The sequence below is a fragment of the Rhodococcus sp. P4_F5 genome (genome assembly GCF_056401315.1).
The window spans coordinates 371,255-386,923 of record NZ_JBFUJP010000001.1 but is presented as its reverse complement, the minus strand read 5'-3'; the positions used below and the strand labels follow the sequence as shown (position 1 = coordinate 386,923).

The following is a 15,669-nucleotide window of genomic DNA, read 5'->3' as shown; positions in this document are numbered from 1 at the left end:
GTTCCACATCACTTGCGGCAACGATCGCGAGGGCAGGAGACAGCAGTGGCACAGCCCAACATTCCCGCGGGTTTCGACTTTACGGACCCCGACATCTACGCACATCGGATCCCCGTCGAGGAGCTCGCGGAGGTTCGCAAGGCCGAGCCGGTGTTCYGGGTCGAGCAGCCCGACGGCGTCGGCGGGTTCAACGACGGTGGCTACTGGTTGGTCACCCGGCACGAGGATATCCGCGACGTCTCGATGCGCAGCGAGGTGTTCTCCACTTGGGAGAACACCGCCATCCCGCGTTTCGCGGACGACATGCAGCGCGAGGCCATCGAGCTGCAGCGCTTCGTGCTGCTGAACAAGGACGCGCCGGAGCACACCAAGCTCCGCAAGCTGGTTTCCCGCGGCTTCACCCCCCGCGCGATCAACGGGCTCAAGGCCGAGCTCAAGGACCGGGCCGAGGCCATCGTCAAGGCCGCCGCTGCGGAGGGTAACGGCGACTTTGTCACCCAGGTCGCGGCGGAGCTGCCGCTGCAGGCCATCGCCGAGCTGATCGGTGTGCCGCAGGAGGATCGCGGCAAGGTCTTCGAGTGGTCCAACCAGATGACCTCGTACGACGACCCCGAGTTCGCCGACATCGACCCGGCCGCCGCGTCGATGGAGATCCTCGGATACGCGTACCAGCTGGCCGAGGCGCGCAAGCAGAACCCGGGCGACGACCTCGTCACCACGCTCATCGAGGCGGACGTCGACGGCGACGAGCTCAGCCCGGAGGAGTTCGGCTTCTTCGTGATCGTGCTCGCGGTGGCCGGTAACGAGACCACCCGCAACGCCACCACGCACGGCATGAAGGCCTTCATGGACAACCCCGAGCAGTGGGAGCTGTACAAGAAGGAGCGCCCGAAGACCACGGCGGACGAGATCATCCGCTGGGCCACCCCGGTTGCTTCCTTCCAGCGCACCGCGCTCGAGGACACCGAGATCGGCGGCGTCGCAATCAAGAAGGGCCAGCGCGTGGTGATGAGCTACGTGTCGGCGAACTTCGACGAGGAGGTGTTCGAGAACCCGGAGAAGTTCGACATCCTCCGGAACCCGAACCCGCACCTGTCCTTCGGTGGCACCGGCGCGCACTACTGCCTCGGCGCCAACCTGGCCCGCATGGAGATCGACCTGATCTTCAACGCGATCGCCGACATCCTCCCGGACATCACCCAGGTCGGCGAGACCCGCCGGCTGCGGTCCGGCTGGCTCAACGGCATCAAGGAGTACCAGGTCGACTACAAGACCGGCGGCTGCCCGGTCTCGCACTAGTCGCGACAGCAAAGTCTCACCCGGCAGCGCCGRCGCGGTTCACCGCGCCGGCGCTGCCGGCTGTCACCCTGACAGCAGATCTTCCTTCCAGGGATCAACGAGAATGGGCCGCACAGGAATTCCTGTGCGGCCCATTCTCGTTGATCTAGCTCATAGCATCGGCGCCCCGGTCAGAGGGTGCCCTGGTGTCAGAGCTTCACGAGGGTCTTCATCGCCCGGTCGACCTCCCAGAAGGCCCGAATCGACTGCAGCTTCCCCTCGGCGTTCACCCGGTAGACGAACACGCCTTCGGCGTCGATCTGGTTGCCCGCCACGACGGACCGGATGCTGCCGATGTAGACCATCTCGTCACCGCAGATCAGGGTGTCCGCGACGTTGAAGGTCAACGAGTCGGTGTTGGCGATCGTCATGTCGTAGAAGCGGGCGATCGCCTCCCGGCCGTGGTGCCCCTTGCCCTCGGGGTCGAAACCCGAAGGGCCGACCGGATCCTCGACCCAACCGTCCTCCGCGAAGAGGTCCAGCCACTCCGCCTTGCGCTTGCCGCTCGCTGCCGCCTGCGAGGCACGCGACGCGATGCGAGCCGGATGTTCGACGGTCGTCGTCATGATGCTCCCTCGGTCCTAGTTGATGTTCTCGGCGGCGAACTTGCGCAGCGAGTCCTGCTTGGCCTCGAGCGGTCCGTCGAACGGGACACCGTCGAAGATCCACGGCACCACGATGGTGTCGGTGACCCCTGCGGCGGCGAGTTCCTGGTAGCCGTCCTTGCCGAAGCGGTCGATGCACACCGCCTGGATCTCGAAAGGCTCGTCGGCCCGGCCGTTCTCGGCCCGCAGGTCGTCGAGCTTTCGCTTGGTCTCCACCAGGTCCTTGAACTTCATCATCGCCGAGGTCCAGCCGTCACCCACCCGGGCCGCGCGGCGCAGTGCCACGTCGGTGTGTCCGCCGACGTAGAACGGCACCGGCTTGGTGGGGGCCGGGCTGATCTGCAGCTTGTCGAAGTCGAAGAACTCGCCGTGGTACTCCACCATGCCGCCGGCCAGGGTCAACTTGATGACCTCGATCATCTCGTCGACCCGGGCGCCGCGGCGCTTGAACGGCACGCCGCACCACTCGAACTCCTCAGGTGCCCAGCCGATCCCGACTCCGAAGCCGAAGCGGTTGCCGGTCAGGTTGGCCACCGAACCGACCTGCCGCGCGAGCAGCAGGGGGTTGCGCGAGCCCAGCTTGAGCACGTTCGTGTAGAAGCCGATGGTGGAGGTCGCGGCCCCCATCGCGGCCGCCGCGATCAACGGGTCCACCCACGGCGTCTCGGCGTTCCACATGCGGGAGCCGTCCGGGGTGTACGGGTAGTCGGCGGCGGCCGTCTCCATGTAGAACAGCGAGTCGGGCAGTGCGATGTTGGCGAACCCGCACTCCTCCGCAGTCTGCGCGAGCGGGATGAGTTGGTCGAGCGGGCTCATCGCGACGCTTGCGGTGAACTTCATGCTGATCTCCTACTCGAGCTTTTCGGGTTTCTCGGGCTGTTCGGGCTCGTCTGCGCTCTCGGGCTACTCGGGCTCATCCGCACCGACGACCCACATCGAGAAGTACTGTGAGCCACCGCCGTAGGCGTGACCAAGGGCCTTGCGGGCATCCTGGATCTGGTGGTCTCCGCCGCGGTTCATCACCTGAATCGCGGCCTCTGCAAAGCGGATCATGCCGGACGCGCCGATGGGGTTGGACGAAAGCACGCCGCCCGACGCGTTGACCGGGAGGCTACCGTCGCGGGCGGTCTCGCCGGCCTCGGTGAGCTTCCAGCCGGTGCCCTCCGCCGCGAAGCCGAGGTTCTCCAGCCACATCGGCTCGAACCAGGAGAACGGGACGTAGATCTCGGCGGCGTCGATCTCCTTGAACGGGTCGGTGATGCCCGCGTCCTTCCACAGGGCGGCGGCGGCGTCGCGGCCGGCCTGCGGGTTGACCTGGTCGCGCCCGGAGAACGTGGTGGGCTCGGTGCGCATGGCGGTGGCGTGCACCCACGCCACCTGGCGGCCGCGGGAGAGCATCGACTTCGCGGTGTCCTCGTCGCCGATCACGATGGCGCAGGCGCCGTCCGAGGACGGGCAGGTCTCGTCGAAACGGATGGGGTCCCAGAGCATCTGGGACGCCTGCACCGACTCGAGCGTGATGTCGGGCTGCTTGAGGTGGGCGTACGGGTTGATGCTGCCGTTGAGCCGGTCCTTGACCGCGACCATCGCGCCGATGTGGCTGGGCGCGCCGGAGCGGCGGATGTACGAGCGCACGTGCGGGGCGAAGTAGCCGCCCGCGCCCGCGCCGACCGGCATCGTGAACGGCACCGGGATCGACAGCGCCCACATGGCGTTCGACTCGGACTGCTTCTCCCAGGACACGGCCAGTACCCGCTTGTGCACGCCGGACTGGACCATGGACGCCGCCACGACGCCCGTGGAACCGCCGACGGAGCCTGCGGTGTGCACGCGCAGCAGGGGCTTGCCGACGGCGCCGAGCGCGTTGGCCATCGCCAGCTCCGGCATCATCGAGCCCTCGAACATGTCGGGGGCCTTGCCGACGACGACGGCGTCGATGTCGTCCCAGCTGACCTCGGCGTCGACCATGGCACGGTCGATGGCCTCGCGGACCAGGCCGGACATCGAGACGTCGGTCCGCTTGGCGACGTAGTGGGTCTGGCCGGTGCCGAGGACCGCAGCCTTGTGCTTACCACCCATGATCAGTTACGTCCTTCCATGACCGCGACCAGGTTCTGCTGCAGCGCGGGACCGCTGGTGGCGTGGGCCAGCGTGCGGCCGGCCTCACCCGTGTGGATCTTGCKGGCGGCGTGACCGATCCGCTCGAGGCCCGCGGAGAAGAGCGGGTTGCCCGAGAGCGGGCCGCCGGACGCGTTGACGGTGACGGACTCCGAGAGCCCGATCGCCTCGGTCAGGATGAGTTCCTGGTGGCTGAACGGCGCATGCAGCTCGGCGAACTCGATGCCGCCGAGGTCGCCGCCCGTCGCGGAGCGGGCCGCGGCCGTGGTGGACGGCGAGACGGTGAGGTCACGTCCGCCGAGGGCGGGGGAGTCGATGATGTGCTCGAAACCGGTGATCCAGGCGGGGTTCTCGCACATGTCGCGGGCGCGGTCGCCGCGGGCCAGCACGATCGCCGAGGCGCCGTCCGTGATCGGCGCGCAGTCGTGTGCGCGCAGCGGGTCGGCGATGAACGGCTGCGCGAGCAGCGATTCGACGTCGTAGTCGCCGGAGAGCTGGCTGAGCGGGTTGTCCTTGGCCGCCTTACGGCTGCGCACCACCACCTCCGCCATCTGCTCGGGCGTCCACTTGCCGGCGTCGAGGCCGGCGCGGGCCTGCAGTCCGGCGACCGACAGCGAGTCCGGCCACAGCGGGGCGACCAGGTGAGGGTCGAGCTGCATGGCGAGGATCTGGCGCAGGTTGCCGGCGGAGGACTTGCCGAAGCCGTAAACCAGGGCCGTGTCGACCTGGCCGGTCATGATCTTGATCCAGGCCTCGTACAGGGCCCAGGCCGCGTCCATCTCGACGTGCGACTCGTTGATCGGCGGCACCGCGCCGATCGAGTCGATCGCGGAGATGAACGAGAAGGCGCGTCCGGCGAGGTAGTCGGACGAACCCGAGCACCAGAAACCGATGTCGGACTTCGTGATTCCGAGGGTGGAGTAGAGCTCTTGGAAGATGGGGACCAGCATCTCGACACCGTTGGTGGTGCCTGCGGTCTCACGAACATGGGGGGCCTGCGCGAAGCCGACCACTGCAATCTCTGTCACGGGGTGGGCCTCTCTACAGGTGCTGCTTGTAGGTGTCGTACTCGGCGTCGGGTTCGCCGGTAGGACGGAAGTGGGAGATGGACTCGAGCGTGTAGCCGCGCTCCTCACGGGGACGCCAGACTGCCTCGACGCGCAGGCCCATGCGCACGTCGGCGGCGTCGATGTCGAGGATCAGGTGCTGGATCGCGATGTCGGCGCCGTCGAGCAGGATGTACGCCGCGACGTACGGCGGCTTGATGCGCTGGCCGAGGAACGGCACGTTGACGATGCAGAACGTGGTGACGGTGCCGCGGTCGGCGACCTCGACCTTCTCCTTGGTCGGGATGCCGTCGGTGGGGTTGGCGCCGCGCGGGGGCACGTAGACCTTGCCCGCGGCGTCGGTCCGGCCGCCGAGGATCTTGCCCTCGACGAGCCCGCGCAGGTAGTAGCTCTCCTGGGCGGAGGCGGTGTGGGTGTACATCATGTCGACCGGGGTGGTGATGATGGTGACCGGTTCGGCGTCGGAAGGCGCTGCGGCGGTGGTGGTTCCGTCGCCCTCACCCGGCGCGAAGGAGGCGATGTCCTGGATGTGCCCGACGGTCTCGTCGGCCCAGCGGATGTGCACGCGCATGCCGGTGCTCATCTCGTCGGGGGAGGAGACGTCGACGGCGTGCAGCAGCGAGGTGTCGGCCCCGTCGAGCTTGACCAGTGCCCAGGCGAACGGCCGGTCGAAGGGCTGGCCCGCGATCGGCTCGGACACCCACGTCCACGACTGGACCGTGCCGACCGGCGACACCTCGACGAAGTCGGTGAGCGGTTCGGCGGTCGCCGGGTCGTACTCGGCGGGCGGCACGTGCACCCGGCCGTCCGACCCGCGCACGCCGACCACGCGATGCTCCCGCAGTCCGTTCACGAATGCGCCGATGGTCGGTCCGACCGAGCGCGTGTAGTTGAACGCCATGTGCAGCGGCGCGCTCAGCGGCCGCTCCTGGCCCGCCGAATCTGGTTCTAGTTCCAGTGAACTCTTCCTCATGGTCACAAAGTCGAGTAGAACAGGTTCTTATTCCACTAGCAATAGTGAGTTCTGATCACCATGTATGGAGGCAGTCGATGAAGCTCGGTTTGCAACTTGGGTACTGGGGCGCGCAGCCCCCCGCCAACGCCCAGGAGTTGGTGGCCGAGGCCGACGCGTCGGGGTTCGACGCGGTGTTCTCGGCCGAGTCGTGGGGCAACGATGCGTTCACTCCGCTGGCCTGGTGGGGTTCGAGCACCGAGCGGATCCGGCTCGGCACCTCGGTGGCGCAGCTGTCCGCGCGTACGCCGACCGGCGCCGCCATGCACGCGCTGACCCTCGACCACCTCTCCGGCGGCCGCGCGATCCTCGGCCTCGGCGTCTCCGGCCCGCAGGTCGTCGAGGGCTGGTACGGCCAGCCCTTCCCGAAGCCGCTCGCGCGCACCCGGGAGTACGTCTCGATCGTGCGGCAGGTGCTCGCGCGGGAGGCGCCGGTGACCAACGACGGCCCGCACTACCCGCTGCCGTTCCAGGGTGAGGCGGGGATGGGCCTCGGCAAGCCGCTCAAGCCGATCACCCATCCGTTGCGCGCGGACCTGCCGATCTGGCTCGGCGCGGAGGGCCCGAAGAACGTCGCCATGACCGCGGAGATCGCGGACGGCTGGCTGGCGATCTACTACACGCCGCGACTGGCGCCGATGTACAACGAGTGGCTCGACGAGGGCTTCGCGCGCCCGGGTGCCCGGCGCAGCCGGGAGAACTTCGAGGTCGCCGCGACCTGCCAGGTCGTCATCACCGACGACCGAGCGGCGGCGATCGCCAAGCTCAAGCCGATCACCGCGCTGTACGTCGGCGGGATGGGTGCGGCCGAAGTGAACTTCCACGCCCAGGTGTACACCCGGATGGGCTACGGCGACGAGGTGAAGGAGATCCAGAGGCTCTTCCTGTCCGGTCGCAAGGAGGAGGCGGCCGCGATCGTCCCCGACGAGATGGTCACCGACACGATGATTCTCGGCAACGTCGACGAGGTCCGCGACCAGGTCAAGGTATGGGAGGACTCGGGCGTCACCATGCTGCTGGTGACCTGTCGGGACGTCGCGCACATGCGTCAGCTGTCCGAGGCGATCAACCCCGGCTGATGTGAGTRGAACAGGTTCAGGGACTGGGCCCCGGGTCGCCGACCCGGGCCCGATCCATGGGCCGGGCCAACGAGTGTCCAAGCAAAAACCCCGGCGACTCGGTACCGAGTCGCCGGGGTTTTTGCCTGCCTTGATCTGTGCCGCTACTTGCCCTGGAACTTCGGGGCGCGCTTCTCGGCGAACGAGCGCGGGCCCTCCTTGGCATCGTCGCTCCTGAACACCTCGGCGCCGATCTCAGCCTCGAGCTTGAAGGCGTCTTCCTCGTGCATGCCCTCGGTGACGCGGATGGTCTTGAGGATCGCCTGCACGGCGATCGGGCCGTTCGCGGCGATTGCCTCGGCGATCTCGAGCGCCTTGGACAAGGCCTGTCCGTCGGGGACGACGTGGCCGATCAGGCCGAGTTCCTTGGCCTCGGGTGCCGGGACGTTGCGGCCGGTGAGCAGGATCTCGGCGGCGACGGTGTAGGGGATCTGGCGGACCAGGCGGACCGCGGAACCGCCGAGCGGGAACAGTCCCAGCCGGGCCTCGGAGACGCCGAACTTGGCGCTCTCGCCGGCCACGCGGATGTCGGTGCCCTGCAGGATCTCGGTGCCGCCGGCGATGGCCGCGCCCTCGACCGCGGCGATCAGCGGCTTGCTGAGCCGGCGGCCCTTGAGCAGCGCCGGCAGCTTGGTCAGGTCCATGCCGCCCTTGACGAACTTGTCGCCGGGGGCGTTCTTGTTCATCGCCTTGAGGTCCATGCCGGCGCAGAACGTGCCCCCGGCGCCGGTGAGGATCGCGACCCGGATGTCGGGATCGGCGTCGACCTGGTCCCAGGCCTCGGTCATGATCGCCATCATCTCGCTCGACAGGGCGTTGCGCGAGTCCGGCCGGTTCATCGTCACGATGAGGACGTGACCGCGCTTCTCGACGAGGCAGTGCGGCGACTGTTCCGAAATGTCGGAAACTTCGGCTGTGGTGGAGGACACTTAATTCGCTCCCGATCTCGTGTGAGGTGGGTCTCAAACTGACCCTTGCATGAAACGGTAACACGTTCTATTTTGTTGGACGTGGCCCTTAATATCGCAGACTTCGTCGAGCACTCCATCGACTTGAATCCCGATCGGGTGGCGCTGCTGGACAGCGACCGCGAGATCACCTATGCGCAGCTGGAGGAGCGGACCAACCGCCTCGCCCACTACCTGCAGGATCACGGCATCAAGCCGGGTGACAAGGTGGGCATCTACAGCCGCAACACCATCGAGGCCATCGAGGCCATGGTGGCGGTGTTCAAGGCCCGCGCGGTGATGGTCAACGTGAACTACCGCTACGTCGAGAACGAGTTGCAGTACATCTTCGAGAACTCGGACATGGCTGCGCTCATCGTCGAGCGCCGGTACGTCGACAAGGTGGCCAACGTGCTGCCGAACACGCCGCTGGTCAAGTCCGTGATCGTCGTCGAGGACGGCACCGATCTGGACATCGCCTCGTTCGGCGGCGTCGAGTACGAGCAGGCCCTGTCCGAGGGGCGGCCCGAGCGCGACTTCGGCGAGCGCAGCCCCGACGACATCTTCATGCTCTACACCGGCGGCACCACCGGCATGCCCAAGGGCGTCATGTGGCGTCACGAGGACTGGTGGCGGGTGCTCGGCGGTGGCACCAACTTCATCACCGGCGAGCGGGTCGAGGACGAGTGGGAGATCGCGAAGGTCGGCGCCGCCAACCCCGCGATGGTCCGCTTCCCGATCCCCCCGATGATCCACGGCGGCTCGCAGTCCGCGGTGTTCCACAGCCTCTTCGGCGGCGGCACCCTCGTGATGCACCCCGAGTTCGACGGCCACGAGGTGTGGCAGGTCATCGACAAGCACAAGGTCAACCTCATCTTCATCACGGGTGACGCGATGGCGCGCCCCATGGTCGACGCCCTCGTCGCCGGCAACCCGGAGACCGGTGAGCCGTACGACCTCTCGTCGCTGTACGTGATCGCGAGCAGCGCGGCCCTGTTCTCGCCGTCGCTCAAGGAGCAGTTCCTCGACCTGCTGCCCAACCGTCTGCTCACCGACTCGATCGGTTCGTCGGAGACCGGCTTCGGCGGCCTGGCGACCATCTCGAAGGGCTTCGAGCACACCGGCGGCCCGCGGGTGAAGATCGACGCCTCCACCGTCGTCATCGACGACGACGGCAACCAGGTCGAGCCCGGTTCCGGTCAGGTCGGCCTGCTGGCCCGTCACGGGCACATCCCCCTCGGCTACTACAAGGACGAGGTGAAGACCGCGGCGACGTTCAAGACGTTCAACGGGGTTCGCTACTCGATCCCCGGCGACTACGCCACCGTCGAGGCGGACGGCACCGTCACCATGCTCGGTCGTGGTTCGGTGTCGATCAACAGCGGCGGCGAGAAGATCTACCCCGAGGAGGTCGAGGGCGCAGTCAAGTCGCATCCCGACGTCTTCGACACCCTCGTCGTCGGTGTTCCGGACGAGCGCTTCGGCCAGCGGGTCGCGGCGGTCGTCGCGCCGCGCGAAGGCACCCGCCCGAGCCTCAACGACATCGTCGACGCGGCGCGCAAGGAGATCGCCGGCTACAAGGTGCCGCGTAGCCTCTGGTTCGTCGACGCGATCAAGCGGTCCCCGGCCGGCAAGCCGGACTACCGCTGGGCCAAGGAGCAGACCGAGCTGCGCGAGGCCGACGACCACCTCACCAACGGGAACTCCTGATGCGTAACGCCCTGGCCGAGAAGTTCGGCATCGAGTACCCGATCTTCGCGTTCACCCCGTCCGAGCACGTGGCGGCGGCGGTGTCGCGTGCCGGCGGGCTCGGTGTGCTCGGCTGCGTGCGGTTCAACGACCCCGAGGAGCTCGAGGCCGTCCTCACCTGGATGGACGAGAACACCGACGGCAAGCCGTACGGCGTCGACATCGTCATGCCGGCCAAGATCCCGACCGAGGGTGCGGCCGTCGACCTGGACAAGCTGATCCCGGCCGAGCACCGTGCGTTCGTCAACCGGACGCTCGACGAACTCGGCGTTCCGCAGCTGTCCGACGACGTCGAGCGGGCGACTGGAACCCTCGGCTGGCTGCACTCCGTGGCCCGCGCGCAGGTCGACGTCGCGCTCCGGCACCGTCCGGCGCTGATCGCGAACGCGCTCGGTTCGCCCCCGAAGGACGTCATCGACGAGGCGCACGCGCACGGGGTGCCGGTCGCGGCCCTGGCCGGCGCGGTCGGTCACGCACTGAGCCACGTTGCCAACGGCGTCGACATCGTCATCGCCCAGGGCTACGAGGCGGGTGGCCACACCGGTGAGATCGCCTCGATGGTCCTGGTTCCCGAGATCGTCGACGCGGTGGGTGATTCAGCCACCGTGCTGGCCGCGGGTGGTATCGGCAGCGGTCGGCAGATCGCGGCGGCGATGAGCCTCGGCGCCTCCGGTGTGTGGATGGGGTCGTACTGGCTCACCGCCGCGGAGTACAAGCTGGGCAGCGCCGCCGACGGGACGTCGGCAACGCAGCGCGCGCTGCTCGCCGCGACCTCGAGTGACACCGTTCGCTCGCGGATCTACTCGGGCAAGCCGGCTCGCCTGCTCAAGACCAAGTGGACGGAGGCCTGGTCCAAGCCCGGCGCACCGGACGCGCTGCCGATGCCGCTGCAGAACCTGCTGGTGGCCGAGGCGCACCAGCGGATCGTCGCTTCGGAGGATCCCGAGGTGGTCGCGATGCCGGCAGGACAGATCGTCGGGCGGATGAACGAGATCCGGCCGGTCGCCGAGTCGATCGCCGAACTGGTTGCCGAGTTCGACGCGACCGTCGCGCGACTGGAGAAGCTCAAGTAGGTTCCATCGCCCACGGGCGTGGACAGTGAAGGCCACACACCGAAGGCCGGGTACGAATCTCGTACCCGGCCTTCGGTGTTGGTGAACAATTCCGGCGGGACTGCGTCACCGTCGGATCAGATGTCTGCGCTCAGCGGTCGAGTTCGGCATCGAGCTTGGCCGCGAGTTCGGCGGTGACAGGGACGAACGAGGTGGTCCCGGCGGCCCGGAACCAGGTGGGGTCGGGGGAGTTCCAGCGCTGTGCGCTCAGTGAACGGCCGAGCACCTTGTACGTCGCGGTCTTGGGCAGGTCTGTGCTCATGCGGATGACCGTCGGCACCTGCTTGGGTCCGAGATCGGGCTGGCTGGTGAGGAACTCGGCGAACTCGTCGACGTCGAAGCCGTCCGCGACCACCAGCGCCACCGCGACGCGGTCGCCGACCTGCGGATCCGGGACCGCGTAGGCCGCGGCCTCCACGATCTGAGGGTGCCGGGAGACGATGTTCTCGATCGGTGCGGTGCCGAGGTTCTCGCCGTCCACCCGCATCCATCCGGAGCTGCGGCCGGCGAAGTAGACGTAGCCGTCGGCGTCGACGTAGCCGAGGTCGCCGCTCCAGTACTGGCCGTCGCGGACCCGCTCGGCCTCGGCCTCGGGGTTCTTGTAGTAGCCGGCGAAGCTGCCGGTGCCGGCGGTGTTCACCAGTTCGCCGGTCGCCTTGTCGGCGTTGGTGATGCGTCCGCGCTCGTCGAATTCGGCTATGGGACAGGGAGTTCCGTCGTCCGGATCGAGGACAGCGATGCCGGCGGGCAGCGGGCCCAGTGCTCCGGGAGGCGTGCCGGGCGGGCGGGAGATCAGGACGCCGCCCTCGGTGGAGCCGAAGCCGTCGACCACCCGGGTCGCGAACCGGCGTGCGAACTCGGCGATCGCCGACGCCGAGCCCTCGTTGCCGTAGACGACCTTCAGCGGGTTGTCCGCGTCGTCGCCCCGTTCGGGTGTGGCGAGGACGTAGGCGAGGGGCTTGCCCACGTAGTGCGCGAAGGTGGCGCCGAATCGGCGCACGTCCGGCAGGAACCCGGACGCCGAGAACTTGCGTCGCAGGGCGAAGTTCCCGCCGACGGCCAGGGCGATGGCCCAGCACGCCATGACCGCGCCGGAGTGGAACATGGGCATCGACGCGTAGGTGGTGTCGGCGGAGGTGAGCTCGAAGCGGTCCGCCAGCATCCGCCCCGGCCCGGCGACCATCTTGTGGGTGACCCGCACGGCCTTCGGGTTGCCGCTGGTGCCGGAGGTGAAGATCAACATGAACAGGTCGTCGCCCGCCGCGACACGGTCCGGCACCGTGCTGCCGCGGTGGGCGGCAAGCAGATCCGTCCAGTCCGGGGAGTCGACGGTGAGCACGCGGACCCCGCCGAGGTCGAGTCCGTCGAGCAGTTCGACGGTCGAGGAGTCGGCGACGACCACCTGGCAGTCCGCCCGGGCGATGTCGCCGGCGAGGGCCTCGCCGCGGCGGGTGGTGTTCAGTCCCACCACGACCGATCCGCCCAGGGCCGCCGCACCGAGCAGGAGGGAGAACTCGGGCACGTTGTCCAGCAGCACCCCGATGTGTCGGGGTGCTGCCGGATCAAGCATGGTCGCCAGGCCCGCCGCCAGATCGGCACTGAGCGAGACGTGATCGCACCATGGAATCTTCTTGTCCTCGAACAGGATTCCGTGATCTTTGTCGTCTCGCAGCCGGAGCAGCAGATCGGTGACAGTGGGCGTGGCGGTCGTCATGGTGTGCAGCCTAGGTTCAGGCAGGCACGTCGGCCAGGATCTGTCCCAGTCGACGCAACTGCTCGGTGGCCGAGCCGAGCGCGAATTCGTTGTGCTTGGCCGCCAGGAAGTAGCGGTGGACGGGGTGTTCGCGGTCGAGTCCGACGCCGCCGTGGATGTGGATCACGGTGTGCGCCACCCGGTGACCGGCGTCGGCTGCCCAGAACTTCGCGGTCCGGACCTCCTCCTCGGCCGGCAGGTTCTCGCTGAGCCGCCACGCGGCCTGCCAGAGCGTCAACCGGGCGCCCTTGACGTCGATGAAGGCGTCCGCGAGGCGCTGGGCCACGGCCTGGAAGCTGCCGATCGGACGGTCGAACTGGACCCGCTCGCGCGCGTACTCCGCGACCAGTTCCAGGGCTCGCTCCAGGGTGCCGAGCTGGGTCGCGCTCAGCGCGACGGCGGCGCGGGCCAGGATCCAGTCCATGATCTCGGCGCCGTTGACGGTGCTGCCGAGCAGCCGGTCCGAACCGACCTTGGTGCCGGCGAACTCGACGATCGACTCTGCGCTGAAATCCGTGACGCGCTGGCGTTCGACGGTGACCCCGGCGTCGGACGGCTGCACCAGGAACACCGCGACACCCTCGGGAGTCGTGGCGGGAACCAGGATCAGGTCCGCGAAAGTGGCTGCGGGCACGGTGATCTTGGTGCCGGTCAGCACCCAGTCGTCGCCGCTGCGCACTGCCGTGGTCACCGGCTTGGCCGGGTTGTCGTTGAGCTCCTCGGCGAGGGCGACGGTGAGGACGACCTCGCCGGCACCGGCGCGCTGCGCCCACTGCCGCTGGGCGTCGTCACCGAACTCGGCGAGTGCCGAGGCGGCGAGGACGATCGAGGACAGGTACGGCACCGGTGCGAGGGGCCGGCCGATCTCGCGCAGCACCGAGCACTGCTCGAGGATGCCGAAGCCTCCGCCGCCGACCGATTCCGGCAGCGCTGCGGCGAGCACGCCGGCGTCGGCGAGTGCCTTCCAGAGCTTGTCGTCGAAGCGATCCTGCGCGCCGTCGAGTTCCTTGAGTCGTTCCGGGGTGGTGAGCTTCTCGGCGATGCTCCGGGTGAGCTGTTCGAGGTCCTGCTGGGCCTCTGTGTGGGTGAAGTCCATGATGTTCCTTTGACTCGCGCGGTCAGCGCAGGGTGGGGGCCGGGGTCAGCGCCGGGTGGGCGGTCGCAGTCACCGCTTGGCGGGCGGCTGGCCCAGTGCCGTCATGGCGAGGATGTCGCGCTGCACCTCGTTGGTTCCGCCGCCGAAGGTCAGGATCAGCGCGGACCGGTGCCACCGCTCGAGGCGGCCGCGCACGGCGACGCCCTTCGAGTCCTGGCGCAGGTACGCCAGCGGACCGAGGACCTCCATCAGCAGTCGGTATGCCTCGGTGGCGAACTCGGTGCCGAACACCTTGCAGGCCGACGCGTCGCCCTTGCTCGGGGCGTCGGCCGAGGAGACCTCCCAGTTCAGCAGCTTGAGGTACTCGACCTTGGCGTGTACGCGGGCGATGTTGATCTGCACCCACTCCTGGTCGATGACGCGACGACCGTCGGCCATCTTGGTGTTCTGCGCCCACTCGATCGTGTCGCGCAGTGCGCCCTGGATCTGTGCGGCGGAGACCAGCGCCACGCGTTCGTGGTTGAGCTGGTTGGTCATCAGGCCCCAGCCGCCGTTCTCCTCGCCGACCAGTGCGGACGACGGCACGCGCACGTCCTGGTAGTAGGTGGCGCTGGTGTCCGGACCCGCCATGGTGTGCACGGGCGTGTACGAGAAGCCCTCGGCGGTGGTCGGCACGATGAGCATGCTGATGCCCTTGTGCTTCTTGGCGTTCTGGTCGGTGCGCACGGCGAGCCAGACGTAGTCCGCGTACGCGATGAGGCTGGTCCACATCTTCTGGCCGTTGACGATGTAGTCGTCGCCGTCCTTGACCGCGGTGGTCCGCAGGCTGGCCAGGTCGGTGCCCGCGCTGGGCTCGGAGTACCCGATGGAGAAGTGCACCTCACCCGAGGAGATCTTGGGCAGGAAGAACTTCTTCTGCTCCTCGGAGCCGTAATGCATGATTGTCGGCGCGACGGAGTTGATCGTGAGGAACGGGACCGGGGCGCCGGCGATCGCGGCCTCGTCGGTGAAGATCAACTGGTCGATCGGCGAGCGTTCCTGTCCGCCGTACTCCTTGGGCCAGCCGAGAGTGAGCCAGCCGTCYTTGCCCATCTCGCGCACGACGTCGCGGTAGACGGTGCCCGATCCGTACTCGCCGGTCTGCGCGGAGAGCGCCTCCCGGCGTTCCGGAGTGATGAGCTTGGCGAAGTAAGCGCGGAGCTCTTCGCGCAACTTCTGTTGCTCCGCGCTGTAGTTGATGTGCATCGGTGCCTCTCCGGTCTCTGACACAGGTTCTAGTCTTGTGGAAGGCCGGCGCTCCGTCCCGGGATTTTGCCGGGCGCGGCGTGCTTTCGGCCCGTCGTCGGGGGTTTTTCGCATCATTGCACAGGAGTGGAACGGGTTCTAGTCTTATGCTGGATCTGCACGCGGTTCCAGCCCGTAGAACCGGCGTTGCAGGCGTCTGACTCGAATGAGAAGTGAGGATCATCAATGAAGGTCACGGTCGATTTTGATCTGTGTGAGGCCAACGGCGTGTGTGTCGGCATTGCGCCCGACGTCTTCGATCTCGATGACGACGAGCAGCTGCTGATCACCCAGCCGGAGGACACCCCGGAGGCGGCGGCCCTGATGAAGGAGGCCGTCTCGCAGTGCCCGCGTGCGGCGCTGCGTCTCGAGGCCTGACAGTTCTTGCCGCAAACAGGAACACGTTCTAGAGTGACAGCCGTCACGAACGTGGCTGGAATCCGCGGAGCGCGCCGGTAATGCGCGGCGCG

The 15,669-nt window shown here is 68.0% G+C and carries 14 protein-coding genes; 5 read left to right on the top strand and 9 right to left on the bottom strand.

Translation table 11 applies throughout. From position 1 onward, the window contains the following. Positions 1-45 precede the first annotated feature (45 nt). Entirely contained in the window at positions 46-1,299 is a 1,254-nt protein-coding gene (locus AC1DU4_RS01865; protein WP_477837382.1) for a cytochrome P450, read from the top strand. A gap of 188 nt (positions 1,300-1,487) precedes the next feature. Here AC1DU4_RS01865 and AC1DU4_RS01860 read toward each other — a convergent pair whose 3' ends face one another. The 5 genes from AC1DU4_RS01860 to AC1DU4_RS01840 all read right to left on the bottom strand — a co-directional run bounded on the left by AC1DU4_RS01860 (position 1,488) and on the right by AC1DU4_RS01840 (position 6,101). Then, the gene (locus tag AC1DU4_RS01860; RefSeq protein ID WP_072843148.1) at positions 1,488-1,904 is read right to left on the bottom strand and encodes a nuclear transport factor 2 family protein; all 417 of its coding nucleotides are present in this window, start codon (positions 1,902-1,904) and stop codon (positions 1,488-1,490) included. Between the two features lie 15 nt (positions 1,905-1,919). Continuing rightward, on the bottom strand, positions 1,920-2,783 hold the full coding sequence (locus AC1DU4_RS01855) for a TIGR03619 family F420-dependent LLM class oxidoreductase (RefSeq protein WP_477837380.1): 864 nt from the start codon (positions 2,781-2,783) through the stop codon (positions 1,920-1,922). A gap of 63 nt (positions 2,784-2,846) precedes the next feature. After that, the gene (locus AC1DU4_RS01850) at positions 2,847-4,022 is read right to left on the bottom strand and encodes a thiolase domain-containing protein (RefSeq protein WP_477837378.1); all 1,176 of its coding nucleotides are present in this window, start codon (positions 4,020-4,022) and stop codon (positions 2,847-2,849) included. A 2-nt stretch (positions 4,023-4,024) separates the two neighbouring features. Then, entirely contained in the window at positions 4,025-5,089 is a 1,065-nt protein-coding gene (locus AC1DU4_RS01845) for a thiolase domain-containing protein (protein ID WP_477837376.1), read from the bottom strand. Positions 5,090-5,102: 13 nt separating this feature from the next. Then, complete coding sequence (locus tag AC1DU4_RS01840) at positions 5,103-6,101, bottom strand: Zn-ribbon domain-containing OB-fold protein (RefSeq protein WP_477837374.1); 999 nt, start codon at positions 6,099-6,101, stop codon at positions 5,103-5,105. Positions 6,102-6,178: 77 nt separating this feature from the next. Between AC1DU4_RS01840 and AC1DU4_RS01835 the strand changes: the two genes are divergently transcribed. Further along, entirely contained in the window at positions 6,179-7,219 is a 1,041-nt protein-coding gene (locus AC1DU4_RS01835) for an LLM class F420-dependent oxidoreductase (RefSeq protein WP_477837372.1), read from the top strand. A 143-nt stretch (positions 7,220-7,362) separates the two neighbouring features. On the opposite strand, the gene AC1DU4_RS01830 is transcribed toward AC1DU4_RS01835, so the two are convergent. Next, a complete protein-coding gene (locus AC1DU4_RS01830; protein WP_477837371.1) occupies positions 7,363-8,187 on the bottom strand; it encodes a crotonase/enoyl-CoA hydratase family protein in 825 nt (274 codons plus the stop codon). Positions 8,188-8,268: 81 nt separating this feature from the next. Between AC1DU4_RS01830 and AC1DU4_RS01825 the strand changes: the two genes are divergently transcribed. Together AC1DU4_RS01825 and AC1DU4_RS01820 are read left to right on the top strand one after the other, a co-directional pair. Continuing rightward, on the top strand, positions 8,269-9,915 hold the full coding sequence (locus AC1DU4_RS01825) for an acyl-CoA synthetase (protein ID WP_477837370.1): 1,647 nt from the start codon (positions 8,269-8,271) through the stop codon (positions 9,913-9,915). After that, positions 9,915-11,027, top strand: a complete 1,113-nt coding sequence (locus AC1DU4_RS01820; RefSeq protein ID WP_072843141.1) for an NAD(P)H-dependent flavin oxidoreductase — start codon at positions 9,915-9,917, stop codon at positions 11,025-11,027. The genes AC1DU4_RS01825 and AC1DU4_RS01820 overlap by 1 nt, the downstream gene beginning before the upstream one ends. Positions 11,028-11,157: 130 nt before the next feature. On the opposite strand, the gene AC1DU4_RS01815 is transcribed toward AC1DU4_RS01820, so the two are convergent. The 3 genes from AC1DU4_RS01815 to AC1DU4_RS01805 form a co-directional block, all read right to left on the bottom strand. Continuing rightward, positions 11,158-12,780 (bottom strand): long-chain-fatty-acid--CoA ligase, encoded by a 1,623-nt coding sequence (locus tag AC1DU4_RS01815; RefSeq protein ID WP_477837369.1) that lies wholly within the window; start codon positions 12,778-12,780, stop codon positions 11,158-11,160. A 16-nt stretch (positions 12,781-12,796) separates the two neighbouring features. Continuing rightward, positions 12,797-13,915 (bottom strand): acyl-CoA dehydrogenase family protein, encoded by a 1,119-nt coding sequence (locus tag AC1DU4_RS01810; RefSeq protein ID WP_477837367.1) that lies wholly within the window; start codon positions 13,913-13,915, stop codon positions 12,797-12,799. A gap of 69 nt (positions 13,916-13,984) precedes the next feature. Next, the gene (locus tag AC1DU4_RS01805; protein ID WP_072843138.1) at positions 13,985-15,160 is read right to left on the bottom strand and encodes an acyl-CoA dehydrogenase family protein; all 1,176 of its coding nucleotides are present in this window, start codon (positions 15,158-15,160) and stop codon (positions 13,985-13,987) included. A gap of 225 nt (positions 15,161-15,385) precedes the next feature. Here AC1DU4_RS01805 and AC1DU4_RS01800 point away from each other — a divergent pair, with 225 nt between their 5' ends. Beyond that, positions 15,386-15,577, top strand: coding sequence for a ferredoxin (locus AC1DU4_RS01800; RefSeq protein WP_072843137.1), 192 nt, complete (start codon positions 15,386-15,388; stop codon positions 15,575-15,577). Positions 15,578-15,669: the final 92 nt, after the last annotated feature.